This window comes from Sphingobacterium alimentarium (assembly GCF_004342685.1).
Lineage (GTDB): Bacteria > Bacteroidota > Bacteroidia > Sphingobacteriales > Sphingobacteriaceae > Sphingobacterium > Sphingobacterium alimentarium.
Genome location: NZ_SMBZ01000066.1, coordinates 1 through 11063, shown reverse-complemented (window position 1 = coordinate 11063; position 11063 = coordinate 1). Strand labels below are relative to the sequence as shown.

Sequence of the window (11063 nt, the reverse complement as noted above, 5' to 3'; positions counted from 1 at the left end):
ATCATCCATAAACCACAAGAACCTGAAGGACCTGTACCCACAAAACTATAAACGAATTATCGCTTAATCAAACATGTAGTTTATAGGGCGGATACGCCGAGCCATTGTTAGCAAGGAGCGCAGCGGATTGCTAACAATGGCTCGGCGCTTGGCGCACGTGCTGGCGCAATTGCGCCAAGCGCGTGTTAGAGGACAGTCCCGTAGGGCTGGACTCCGTCAAGCGCCGGCTACGTTGAGCGGGAAGCCCGAAGGGATTTCCGCTCAACATCTGTTTTAACGAAACGAATATACGGAAAATTTCGCTTAACCAACCCTATATACGTGTTTCGTTATTTGACTTTTCTTTCTACATAAGATATTGATATATTTGTATTTAAAAAATAAAACCGCACAAATAGCGAAACAAAATATTATAAAATACTATTTCCCTGATATGAATAGCGAAATCATACTTGAAACCTTCGAAAATACTATAAAAAAGATAATTCTTTGATACTAGTTGCCTATAGGAATGGAGAAATATTAGAAACAATAGAAATTTCATTAAAGGATTATAGAATATTACAAAGTCGTGGTAGGAATAACAAAGAAACAAAAGAACATGATAAAATAATTTCAATTGTAAATGAAAATATAGATAAAATCAAATATATTAAAGCATCATAAATATAGCCCCTTTTGGGGCTTATTTTTTATTCCGTAATTAGGTGGTATGTAAAAATCTTCACCAGATGTTAATTTTAAAGTTCAATTTATGAAAGAATATTATAGACTATCAAAAAATAATAAACAAGAAATTGCAGAAAATTTAATTGATATTCTCGTTAAAAATGTTCCTCCTACAAAAGACACAAGAATATTTATTGGAAAATGGATTTTGACTGATCGAAGTGAAAAATTTAAAGCTTATTACGATGTTTGGGAATTAGTTCTAGCAAATTATTACCCAGAAAGCAGACCTATATTATTTAGAGCTATTTCACGGAAATCAAAAAGCGAATATATAGCAAGCTTTACTGGATCAGCTTACACAGCAGAAAAGTTTTCCAATGATAATGGGTATTGGATTGTGTGTGATACTAAAGATACCTTGATGCCCGAAGAACCAAAACATAGAAAGGGAAATTACCGTAACACTTTTTATCCATTAAGTGAAGTTTTACAAAAAGCCAAAAATAATGGTGGATGGGGATTTTCAGATAGATTATTAAGGAATTATAGCGGGGAAAATGAATACATAATGAAGATAGATTTTTCAGTAATGCAACTATTAAAATTCATTAAATAATTATTATCAAAAATATTATTTCTTTATAAAATCTAGACTTGATGTTTGGAGGTATCAGATATTAAAATGACAGTCATGTATATAATTGTTATTACTCCTGTACCCAATGCCAATAGCGTGAAAAAATACAAATCCTAAGGCTATATAATCATTTTATTTTAGATATTTTTTTAAACATGAGCTTCAATGTTGTATCTACTGCTTTTAATAAATCCAAATATTGCCCTATAAAAACACGGAAATGATTTATTGTAGATGCGTCAATTACTTGAAATTTTTCTGCTCTATTTACATGAGCAGTTAATTGATTTATATTATTTCCAATTTTTCCCAGATGAATATTTAACTCTTTCAAATCATTTGTATACTCTAGTCTATTTGAAATCATAACTTCTTTTAATGCTAATTTTTTCAAATAATCTGTGGTTGAAAGCTTATCTATATTAGCATATTTTTTTATCAACTCCTTTTCTTCTGGAGTAACTCTGATATAAATTCTCTGCGAAGCGGTATTGTCTTTTCCTCTAGCCATAATGAAAATAATAAGTTCCGAATTATTTGTACCAACCTCAGTTGGTAAGAGTTTTTGTACGCACAAAAACACATCTTGCAAATAAAGAAAAAAGAAGCCATAGGTAGGCTATGATTTGTTTTTTTCTATTCAGATTATATCAAGATTTAGCATAGAGTTTAAGCCACGTAAAAGGGCGTTTAAATGAACTAAAAAGTAACAAAGTATCAAAGTAGCAATGTATCAAAGTAACAATGTAACAAAGTAACAATGTAACAAAGTATCAAAGTAACAAAGTAGCAAAGTAGCAAAGTATCAAAGTATCCTACTTAAGGTTTCATAACTTTATGATATGGAAAAAGACAAATTTTTAAAAGCATTATTCGACAAAATAGCAGCTATGAAAAAACGTTCTGCAGGAATTTTGGGCGATGCCAAAATAAGCGGAAAGTTGCATTATTACTTTGATCCAATAAGATGTAATGCAAATGAAATTATTAAACTTGAAAACGGGATAGAAACAATAGTTAAAAAATAATCCCTCCCTCCTTTGTAGCGTATCGGCTTTGGCCGATGACATTCGTTGAATGGTGGTTGAGGAGAAAAAAGTATACTTGTATTTAAAGTGATAGCATTATGAATACAAAAAATTTAAAAAAGTCAACATCATTACCTCTGGATAGGGAGTTGTACAACTACATCGAGAAATTGGCCAAAAAGGAGAACAGGAGCGTAAACAATTTTATAGAAACAGTGCTTGCTGATGCTACAAATTTATACGAGCCTAATAAGGAAACAAAGAAAGCTATTGAAGATTTGCAGTCCGAGCACCCAAATTTAAAGCGATACAGCGCCGCTAAGGACTTATTTAATGATCTACTAAGTAATTTAATGAGTGTATACATTAAGTGCTTCTGGCAGCTTTAAAATGGTTTTTAAAGCATTTTATGAACTGTCCTAGAGAAGAGATTAAAAAAAACTATTTATCGTCGTAGTGACCATAAGCCGAAAGAACAAGTACAGTTATGCCTTCTTCTTCGATCAGATAAATTAAACGATGCTTATCGGTGATTTTACGTGACCATTGATTCACCCGATTTTCTCCTAATGGTTTGGGATGACCTGTGCCAAATGTAGGGTGCTCTTCCAATTCCTTCAGCAGCTTACTTAATTTCTTATACGCTTGAGGTTCTGATTTTTTAAGTTTTAAAATATCCTTAATGGATACTGGCGTATAATTAATCTTGTACATCAGCGCCTATACGATCTAAAAAATCATCCAAACTTTCCCCATCGTGCATCGCATAACGTTGACCTTGATTCGCCTGTGCTAAAGACTGATCTATTTTAGCCAAGAAATCAGATTTACTAAGCACAGTATCATCAGCTGTAACAGGCACAATGCGGTAAGCTTTATTTTTCTTGCGTTGAACAAGGATCTCCTCACCTTTATCCGCACGGTCAAAGTAGCTTGCTTGATTCTCTCGAAACTCTCTGGAAGTAATAACTAACATAATTTTAATATTTGTGTACCAAAATAGTACACAAATATACATTTTTTCCTAAAAGAAAGCAACCGAAGGGCGATAGCGCATGCCCCAAGGGATGCAAGCCACAAATGCGCAGGGGGCAAAAAAATAAAGAAAAAAAACATAACTAATTGATATAAAAACTTTATTGCATTAATATGACAAACTATTCGCGCGCAACTTTTATTTTTTTAGAAATTTCGTTTCTCGTTCATTTTCAAATCTCCAAAGCTGTCAAAAAGTCACACTTAAAAGTCAAAAATCGAAGATTTTTACCCTAAATAATCTACAAACGTTTTTTTAATTATTTTAATATATTTAATTATTTTGCGACCCCTGTAGCGGCTGTAAATCAAGAAGTTACAATCGTAAAAAACAGTTTTTATAAGCTAAAAAACAGTTTTTATAAGCTAAAAAACAGTTTTTATAAGCTAAAAAACAGTTTTTATAAGCTAAAAAACATGTTAAAAAAACAATATTTTAAATAAATCTGTTTTTTTGTTTACCTTTGATTTGGGCAAATTCTAACGAAATGGAACTTTTAACAATTCAAGAAGCAGAAGCATTAGGAGAAAAGAATTATAAGCAACATAATGCTATAACCTCAGGTCGATATGATTTTACTTCCTGTCAATTGGATATTCTCTTTATGATTCTTTCTTCGCTAGAAGAAGATAAACTAACGTATACAATCCGAGCAAAAGATATAGAGTTACTTACTGGTAGAGAATGGAATTATCAGCAACTTAGAAAATCAACTGAAGATATTGGGTCAAGAATGTTTGAGATTGAGACGGATGAATATTATGAGCAAATTTGGCTTTTCCAGAAAGTGAAATATTTAAAAGGTTATGGAGCTTTTGAGGTCATGATTTCAGAACCAGCAAAACCGCTGTTCTTTGAACTTAAGAATAACTTTACCCATTTTCAATTAAAGTCTGTTTTGGGTTGTACATCAAGCTATGCAAAACGCCTATATATGTTAGCTTGCCAATGGCGTACTGTTGGAAAATTTCCAAAACCTATACCGATTATAGAACTTAAACAAATGCTTGGCTTGGTCGACAAAAAGGGTAATGAAAAATATACGCAAATAGGACAGTTCAAAGAATTTGTTTTAGACATTGCTAAGAAACAGATAAACGAACTAACAGATATTAGTTTCGATTATGAATTGTATAAACGTGGACGATCTTTCGAATTCATTCAGATCTATGTAAGTACACATAAAGAAAAGCCTAAGCAACTAGAAATCGACTTTAATAAATCAGTTCTTGAACAAAAGAATATTCGTACCATTATGGCTTATGGTATTAGTGAAGAGTATGCAGAATTAATTGTCAAAGATGGTTTCGATGAATTTATAAAATTTGTTGAAAAAGTGAATGATAGAGCAAGAAAAGGTGAAATTAACGTTGAAAATGCCGCTGCTTACATCATTGGAACATATCAGAAAAAAGGAGTTATACCTAAAAACTAGGTGTGTTATTTAATCATAAGAATTATTAGTTTGTTTGTAAATTAATGGTTTAGCCTTTATAATCAATCATAAAATTGTATATTTGAATATTCAAATATATACATATCTAAATATTTAAATATGCCTAAAATCATATTAATAACTCATCAAAAGGGAGGTGTTGGAAAAAGCACACTGGCTTTTAATATGGCATCCATACTAAAAGACTCTGTAAACACAGCTATAATAGATTTAGATTTGCAAGGCTCATTATATAAATCTCGTAATTCTTCTTCAGTACCAATATATCCCCCAAATAAATTAGAGGATATAAATAATATGGATTATGACTTTATCTTTATAGACACACCTCCATATTTAATATCTGATCTTCCCATGTTATGTAGGATAGCTAATGTTATAGTTATACCTACAAAAACAGGACTATATGATTTATTGGCTATTGAAGATACTATTGAGATAGTTAAAAGTGCAAAGAAGGAAAAAGATACGCTCATTGTGTTCAATATGGTTAAGCCTAATACCACATTAACCAATGAAATGAATGAGGCTTTAGAAAGATTTAACGTTAGTGTATCGAATACTTTTATTTCTGATTTAGTTGCTTTCACACGTTCAGCAATAAACGATGGTATAGAAGAAAACACAAAAGCACAGAATCAAATTATAGAGTTAACAAAAGAAGTTTTATCAAAAATATCATAGATAAAAATCAAATATTATGAGTGGGAAAAATAGTTTAGGAAATTTCGCTAAAAAAATTGCTGAGGATAATGTATCTAGTCCATTACAAGAAAAAAAAGGGAAAGTAATCAAACCCGTAGAAACCAAATTTTTGATTAGTATAGAAGAAGAAGATTTATATCAATTAAAAAGAATTGCATTAGATCAAAAGACTAATGTTAGGAATCTTATTAGAACAGCAATTAAAGAAAAATACATTAATAAGTAATATAGACAGTTAACAAAATAAAAAAACATATCTAAATATTCTTATATATAAATATTTAGATATGTAAATATTCATTAACTTTAAACACGGTATACTTAGATACTTTTGTAATAAGAGATTTATTCTTGAAAATACAAACGAGGGTTTATTGAGACTGCCATTATTTCGTTTTACAGATTTTTAATTTAATTAAGTGTATTGATTTTTAGCTATATACGTTTTCTAATTGATGGTTTAACGTAATACGAATATAGGATGGATTGGCAAAACTTTTTGTATATTGGTTTCGCATAACCAGATGTTGTAGGCAATGCGCTCACGACACGCCAAAAAAATGAAGCAATTATACAAGCCATAAAAAACAACTATATTTGAATCTAAAATAAACAAAGTTATGACAGTAAAACATTAAAATTATCAGCATTCGTTATTGCAATGACATTATTAACTTCTTGTTCGCACAGAATGGTGGGAACTTGGACAGTACAACGATACGAAACCACAACACCAGGACAACAAGGCGTGGCATTAAGCAACATTGGAACTATGCAGTTTCACGGAAACGGAAGTGGCGAAAAAAATCTAAACTATTCCGTTCTTGGCATCCAAAGAGATGATAAACTTCCATTTAAATGGACTTGGAACGACGGAAAGTATATTTCCATAGAAAGTAATGGTTCTGATTTTTCTAAAACGTGGATTATTATGACCAACAAAAAGAAATATCAAAAATGGAAATCAACTGATGGTACAAACAATGTGCAAATTATTGAACTTAAAAAATAACTCAAATGAAAAATATCTCAACTCGTCAAATTATTGACATCGTTTTATTGATTTTACTACTCATTTTCATTGGTCAAAATCTTGAAAGTGTAAAGGTAAAATTTATTGCATTTGGCTTTGAAATGCCCTTAGTCATTCTCATAGCCATCGTATTTTTCATTGGATATTACACCGCAAAAGCATTTAACAAAAACAAATAAAATAAACAATAGTATGGCATTAAAAGAACAGCTACAAAAATTAGCAACCGAAAAAAACACACCTTGTGTAACCATTTCTTTAAACACACATCGTGCACATCCAGACAATGCAAAAGATGAAGTACTTTTAAAAAATCTTCTAAAAGAAGCAGAAGATAGAGTAATTGCAGAATTTGGAAAACGACCAGTAGCTTCACTTTTAGAAAAATTAGAAAATGTTTCCGCAGAAATCGATGTAAATTATAACTTAGATAGTTTACACCTATTTCTATCAAACGATACAAAAGAAATTGTAAAATCAAGCTGGAAAACTAACAACGAAGGAGTACATATTTCTGACAGCTTTGCGGTTCGTCCCATCATCAAATCATTCAACAGAAGCGAAAGCTATTTAGTAATGTTGCTTTCTCAAAGTGGTGTACAATTGTACGAAGCTTTGAATGATGAAATTATTGCCGAAGTTAGAAATGATGATTTTCCGTTTTCAGAAAACCGTCATTACAATACACATTCCGACAAAGGAAGCGACCCGAAACATTTAGACGATTTGGTGCGAGAATTTTTAAACAAAGTAGATAAAGCTTTGGTAAAAGTTCACAATGAAACTGACTTAAATTGTGTAGTTATTTGCACGGAAGACAATTACAGCAGACTACAACAAGTGGCAGACAAGCCATCGGTATATCTTGGTTACGCAGCCATTGATTATAACAACACCGCTACACATCAAATAGTAAAACAATCGTGGGAAACCATTCAAGGTTTGCAACAGCAACGCAGAACAAATGCCATTGAAGAAATGAAAGAAGCAGTTGCACAAGGTAAAGTGCTTACGGATTTACAAGAAATTTATCAAGCATCTATTGACGGACGTGGCGAACTTTTGATTGTTCACCAAGACTTTTCGCAAGCTGTATTGATGAAAGACGAAAGAACTTTTGACATTATAGACGATGCAACATCGCCTAACGCAATAGACGATATTACTAGCAACATAGCTTGGGAAGTAATTTCTAAAAAAGGTAAAGTGTTTTTCACAACACAAGATGAATTAAAAGACCTTGGAAAGATAGTGCTGAAAACAAGATACTAAAATAGCACTGCCTACAACATAGTATTTGCAAAAGGCGGGGTTAAGTGATAGTTGAAAGATTTGTTGCATTTAGTCGCAAATACTTTTTCCGTTAGGACAAGCGATGATTTATGCGGTACAAAACGGCTACAAAAAGAATGTTATAAAAGTAAACGACATCGGTTATTTAGTTGACAAAGCATCAAAATAGGGAAGGAATTATCTTAATTGAGCTATTGGCTTATATATGAGACTACCTATCAAAGGCGCTACATTGCAAAGGACACAAAGGCGAGGTTTGTTGTTTTTAGGTTGATACGTTGATCTTTTCTAAAAGCTTATATGGGTTATATGTCTAAATTCCCTTTATTTCAAAGAAAAAAGTAGACTTTGCGTTATAGACATCGAGATATTATTTAAGTATTATTCTTACATTCTTAAAATCTCACAATATGGTGGTTTTATGAGATAATAGGGCATTCCTGGTTTATTGACGCATTAAGTTTATGGATCAGTGTTCTGAGTACTTTTTGATTTTCTTAAAAACTCGTCTCTTTAAATAAAATTTCATAAATTTATTATACATGAGTTTATGCGAAAAAATATGAAGATAGGATATGCTAGAGTTTCGACTAAAGATCAGAACTTAGATTTGCAACTTGAAGCCCTTCAAAAGGAAGGTTGTGAGAAGATCTTTGAGGAAAAAATTTCAGGTTCGACAAAGAATCGACCTGAACTGGATAAGATGATCGAACATTTTAGACCAGGCGATGAACTTTATGTTTGGCGCCTTGATCGATTGGGGCGAAGTCTGAAGCATATCATTGATTTAGTATTGGCGCTAAGCGAAAAAGGTATTATCATAAAGGGGCTGACCGACGGGGTTGATACCAGTACTATCAATGGAAGGTTGTTTCTGAATCTTATGGCTTCATTAGCGGAATATGAAAGAGAGTTAATTCATGAACGAACGAAAGCCGGTCTACAATCAGCGAGAGCTCGCGGTAGGCTAGGAGGTAGGCCCAAAGGATATAGCAAAGAAACCATTTCTAAATTATTACTTATGCGTTCAGTATACCAAGATGTCAAAAAGAGTCCGGAGGAAATATATACAGCACTTAATTTGACACGTGCTACTTTTTACCGCTATGCAAAGATTTTAAATACGCATACAGATGAGGAAATAAAGAAAATGACTGTAGGTAAATAATTTGCTTATCTTCAGTCTATTTTAACATTTTTAATTGGTCCGAAATACAGGGAAGTCTACCAAAATGGTAAGGCTACAGAAAGACCTATAAATTAAATATAAGTTATGCATACAAAAGAAATAGAAGCTGTCTCAGCTTTACAGCCTTTTGAAAGATGACACTTTATAAGACAGTGTCAAAAAGCAGGCCTCCACCTGCTCGAATATCTTCTAACCTAAAAATGAAAACTCCATAAAGATAGGTATCCAGTAACCGGTTCCGTTCAACGGGCTTTCATCTCGAGCCCTACGGGCAAGACGAAAGCTTAGTTATTATAGCCAGTTTTCTCCTACAAAAATGTTACTTCACCAGTATCCATATCGTAAACAGCTCCAACAATTTTGATTTGTCCACTGTCTTCCATTTCTTTTAAAATTGGACTATTTTGTCTGATTTGTTCGATGGTATTTTTTACATTACTCTCACATACTTGATGCACGAACTCTGGATTACCTGATGTACGGTCGCCTTCGTAAGTAACTTTCTCAACTGCTGGACGAATTTTAGATAACATCGCAGTGATGTTGCCCAACTTTACGTCATCAATGGCAGATTTTACTGCCCCACAATGTTCGTGTCCAAGTACAAGAATAACTTTTGCACCTGCTACTTTGCAACCAAATTCCATACTTCCAAGTAAGTCTTCGTTTACAAAATTACCTGCAACTCTGCCAACGAAAATATCACCGATTCCCCTATCGAAAACATCTTCTACTGGAACTCTACTGTCCAAACAAGATAGAACAACTGCTTTTGGAAATTGTCCGTTCGCACTTTTTCTTACTTGAGATGAATGATCTCTTGCTGTAAGGTCATTTTTGATGAATCGTTCGTTTCCTGCTTTGAATGTTTGAATAATTTCATCTGGTGTTAAAGCGTCTCTTTGTTCTTTGGTTAGCACTTCTTGTACCAATGCTTTGGCTTGATTCACTGCTGATTCATTTGCCGAGGTCTCACTCGGTTTTGGGTTGTTACAAGCTGTTAAAAAAGCGAGAGCAAGCCCTGGAATGATTAAAAACTTTTTTGTCATTATGTTTATTGTTTAATTTTGCCTACTTTGTAAAACGGTGTTCGGCTTTTCCGCTTTTTTTAAAAGTTTACGAATGTTATTAGATTCAATTGGTTTCTTGACACACTGTTAGTTGTTTGATTCATTACGCCAATTTCTGTTCGTACAGTTTTGGAAAACCTATACCCAACACCACCATAGAATCGATTGCGGTCTAAAAAGGTTTGCTCTGTATTCACGAAAATTTCATTGTAAATAGAGAGATAAACAGTCTTGTCCTGCATTTGTTTGTGATTCAAGGCAATGTTTGTAGACAAGAAGTATCTTAACCGAAGTCTAAAATCGTCTTCAAAAAATCGTTGTTCAAAACGATAGCGGTGTTGTAATGAAATTCGACCAAAACTCTGTCTGGTGATGAACTGTTGATAAATTCTGTGCTCATTGAAGTTAGCCTTATTCTCAGTACCTGCAATGTAGGGTTCGCTATAAATAAAACCGTAACCAAGATGAATGTTGTTATTATTTTCTGTTAGGTTGTAGCCGATACCTGTTCTTAAAAGTAATTGTTCAGTGTCCCCAATAAAGTTGAAGTTTCGGTACTGTACTTCGTGATGCCAGTTCCAACGATTGTTTATTTTTTTGTCGCCAAAATAGATTAACCAGTTACCAAAGTCGCTTTGTTGAGCCATTAAGGTCAATGGGAAAAAGGCTAATAGTGTTAAAGTTCTCTTCATTCTGTGTCTGTTTTAAAATTGGCTATAATGGCTCGGCGACTTGGCGAAGTAGCGAAGCTGTATCGAAGATACAAAAGCGGAGCTATTTAGCCAAGTCGCTTGTTGTAAGCAGTCCGCGCAGCGGCGGCTTACGGCAAGCGACGTAAGTCGCCGAGCCGTATCCGGCCTATCAAGTACATATTTAAATAACGTTTTTTAGGTTCTACATTTGCTTGCATGAATTTATCAATAAGTAAACGCGAGCGGATGCTT

17 protein-coding genes are annotated in these 11063 nt (G+C 33.1%); 12 read left to right on the top strand and 5 right to left on the bottom strand.

Features of this window, described 5'->3' with window-relative positions:
• Nucleotides 1-136: 136 nt before the first annotated feature.
• The 3 genes from EDC17_RS16925 (at nt 137) to EDC17_RS15805 (ending at nt 1288) form a co-directional block, all read left to right on the top strand.
• Nucleotides 137-277: a hypothetical protein gene (locus tag EDC17_RS16925; protein ID WP_165894446.1), complete on the top strand. Its 141-nt coding sequence runs from the start codon at nt 137-139 to the stop codon at nt 275-277.
• Between the two features lie 212 nt (nt 278-489).
• On the top strand, nt 490-666 hold the full coding sequence (locus tag EDC17_RS15810) for a PcfJ domain-containing protein (protein WP_132779088.1): 177 nt from the start codon (nt 490-492) through the stop codon (nt 664-666).
• 88 nt (nt 667-754) lie between these two features.
• Entirely contained in the window at nt 755-1288 is a 534-nt protein-coding gene (locus EDC17_RS15805; RefSeq protein WP_207895788.1) for a hypothetical protein, read from the top strand.
• 148 nt (nt 1289-1436) lie between these two features.
• Here EDC17_RS15805 and EDC17_RS15800 read toward each other — a convergent pair whose 3' ends face one another.
• The gene (locus EDC17_RS15800; RefSeq protein WP_132779086.1) at nt 1437-1820 is read right to left on the bottom strand and encodes a plasmid mobilization protein; all 384 of its coding nucleotides are present in this window, start codon (nt 1818-1820) and stop codon (nt 1437-1439) included.
• Nucleotides 1821-2151: 331 nt separating this feature from the next.
• On the opposite strand from EDC17_RS15800, the gene EDC17_RS15795 reads away from it, so the two are divergent.
• Nucleotides 2152-2337, top strand: a complete 186-nt coding sequence (locus EDC17_RS15795; protein WP_132779084.1) for a hypothetical protein — start codon at nt 2152-2154, stop codon at nt 2335-2337.
• A 98-nt stretch (nt 2338-2435) separates the two neighbouring features.
• Nucleotides 2436-2726: a hypothetical protein gene (locus EDC17_RS17105; protein ID WP_207895787.1), complete on the top strand. Its 291-nt coding sequence runs from the start codon at nt 2436-2438 to the stop codon at nt 2724-2726.
• A gap of 52 nt (nt 2727-2778) precedes the next feature.
• Here the strand turns inward: EDC17_RS17105 and EDC17_RS15785 are convergent, their stop codons facing one another.
• Together EDC17_RS15785 and EDC17_RS15780 are read right to left on the bottom strand one after the other, a co-directional pair.
• Complete coding sequence (locus EDC17_RS15785) at nt 2779-3051, bottom strand: Txe/YoeB family addiction module toxin (protein ID WP_132779082.1); 273 nt, start codon at nt 3049-3051, stop codon at nt 2779-2781.
• Nucleotides 3038-3313 carry a type II toxin-antitoxin system Phd/YefM family antitoxin gene (locus tag EDC17_RS15780; protein WP_132779081.1) on the bottom strand — a complete coding sequence of 92 codons (276 nt, stop codon included), beginning with the start codon at nt 3311-3313 and terminating at the stop codon, nt 3038-3040. Before EDC17_RS15780 ends, EDC17_RS15785 begins: the two co-directional genes overlap by 14 nt.
• A gap of 547 nt (nt 3314-3860) precedes the next feature.
• Here EDC17_RS15780 and EDC17_RS15775 point away from each other — a divergent pair.
• The 7 genes from EDC17_RS15775 to EDC17_RS15745 all read left to right on the top strand — a co-directional run bounded on the left by EDC17_RS15775 (nt 3861) and on the right by EDC17_RS15745 (nt 9028).
• The gene (locus tag EDC17_RS15775; RefSeq protein ID WP_132779079.1) at nt 3861-4808 is read left to right on the top strand and encodes a replication initiation protein; all 948 of its coding nucleotides are present in this window, start codon (nt 3861-3863) and stop codon (nt 4806-4808) included.
• 120 nt (nt 4809-4928) lie between these two features.
• Nucleotides 4929-5513 (top strand): ParA family protein, encoded by a 585-nt coding sequence (locus EDC17_RS15770; RefSeq protein ID WP_132779077.1) that lies wholly within the window; start codon nt 4929-4931, stop codon nt 5511-5513.
• 16 nt (nt 5514-5529) lie between these two features.
• Complete coding sequence (locus EDC17_RS15765) at nt 5530-5760, top strand: hypothetical protein (protein WP_132779075.1); 231 nt, start codon at nt 5530-5532, stop codon at nt 5758-5760.
• 465 nt (nt 5761-6225) lie between these two features.
• The gene (locus EDC17_RS15760; RefSeq protein WP_124802125.1) at nt 6226-6546 is read left to right on the top strand and encodes a hypothetical protein; all 321 of its coding nucleotides are present in this window, start codon (nt 6226-6228) and stop codon (nt 6544-6546) included.
• A 5-nt stretch (nt 6547-6551) separates the two neighbouring features.
• On the top strand, nt 6552-6746 hold the full coding sequence (locus EDC17_RS15755; protein WP_123903519.1) for a LapA family protein: 195 nt from the start codon (nt 6552-6554) through the stop codon (nt 6744-6746).
• 13 nt (nt 6747-6759) lie between these two features.
• Complete coding sequence (locus EDC17_RS15750; RefSeq protein WP_132779073.1) at nt 6760-7839, top strand: baeRF3 domain-containing protein; 1080 nt, start codon at nt 6760-6762, stop codon at nt 7837-7839.
• Nucleotides 7840-8422: 583 nt separating this feature from the next.
• Nucleotides 8423-9028, top strand: coding sequence for a recombinase family protein (locus EDC17_RS15745; RefSeq protein ID WP_132779071.1), 606 nt, complete (start codon nt 8423-8425; stop codon nt 9026-9028).
• A gap of 329 nt (nt 9029-9357) precedes the next feature.
• Here EDC17_RS15745 and EDC17_RS15740 read toward each other — a convergent pair whose 3' ends face one another.
• Both EDC17_RS15740 and EDC17_RS15735 read right to left on the bottom strand, forming a co-directional pair.
• Complete coding sequence (locus tag EDC17_RS15740) at nt 9358-10098, bottom strand: carbonic anhydrase family protein (RefSeq protein WP_132779069.1); 741 nt, start codon at nt 10096-10098, stop codon at nt 9358-9360.
• 59 nt (nt 10099-10157) lie between these two features.
• Entirely contained in the window at nt 10158-10811 is a 654-nt protein-coding gene (locus tag EDC17_RS15735; protein WP_132779067.1) for a DUF2490 domain-containing protein, read from the bottom strand.
• Nucleotides 10812-11063 lie beyond the last annotated feature (252 nt).

Excerpts from the sequence above, each read along its gene's own strand:
- EDC17_RS16925 (WP_165894446.1), top strand. The coding sequence starts at position 137 with ATGGCTCGGCGCTTGGCGCACGTGCTGGCGCAATTGCGCCAAGCGCGT.
- EDC17_RS15805 (WP_207895788.1), top strand. The coding sequence starts at position 755 with ATGAAAGAATATTATAGACTATCAAAAAATAATAAACAAGAAATTGCA.
- EDC17_RS15800 (WP_132779086.1), bottom strand. The coding sequence starts at position 1,820 with ATGGCTAGAGGAAAAGACAATACCGCTTCGCAGAGAATTTATATCAGA.
- EDC17_RS15795 (WP_132779084.1), top strand. The coding sequence starts at position 2,152 with ATGGAAAAAGACAAATTTTTAAAAGCATTATTCGACAAAATAGCAGCT.
- EDC17_RS17105 (WP_207895787.1), top strand. The coding sequence starts at position 2,436 with ATGAATACAAAAAATTTAAAAAAGTCAACATCATTACCTCTGGATAGG.
- EDC17_RS15785 (WP_132779082.1), bottom strand. The coding sequence starts at position 3,051 with ATGTACAAGATTAATTATACGCCAGTATCCATTAAGGATATTTTAAAA.
- EDC17_RS15780 (WP_132779081.1), bottom strand. The coding sequence starts at position 3,313 with ATGTTAGTTATTACTTCCAGAGAGTTTCGAGAGAATCAAGCAAGCTAC.
- EDC17_RS15775 (WP_132779079.1), top strand. The coding sequence starts at position 3,861 with ATGGAACTTTTAACAATTCAAGAAGCAGAAGCATTAGGAGAAAAGAAT.
- EDC17_RS15770 (WP_132779077.1), top strand. The coding sequence starts at position 4,929 with ATGCCTAAAATCATATTAATAACTCATCAAAAGGGAGGTGTTGGAAAA.
- EDC17_RS15765 (WP_132779075.1), top strand. The coding sequence starts at position 5,530 with ATGAGTGGGAAAAATAGTTTAGGAAATTTCGCTAAAAAAATTGCTGAG.
- EDC17_RS15760 (WP_124802125.1), top strand. The coding sequence starts at position 6,226 with ATGGTGGGAACTTGGACAGTACAACGATACGAAACCACAACACCAGGA.
- EDC17_RS15755 (WP_123903519.1), top strand. The coding sequence starts at position 6,552 with ATGAAAAATATCTCAACTCGTCAAATTATTGACATCGTTTTATTGATT.
- EDC17_RS15750 (WP_132779073.1), top strand. The coding sequence starts at position 6,760 with ATGGCATTAAAAGAACAGCTACAAAAATTAGCAACCGAAAAAAACACA.
- EDC17_RS15745 (WP_132779071.1), top strand. The coding sequence starts at position 8,423 with ATGAAGATAGGATATGCTAGAGTTTCGACTAAAGATCAGAACTTAGAT.
- EDC17_RS15740 (WP_132779069.1), bottom strand. The coding sequence starts at position 10,098 with ATGACAAAAAAGTTTTTAATCATTCCAGGGCTTGCTCTCGCTTTTTTA.
- EDC17_RS15735 (WP_132779067.1), bottom strand. The coding sequence starts at position 10,811 with ATGAAGAGAACTTTAACACTATTAGCCTTTTTCCCATTGACCTTAATG.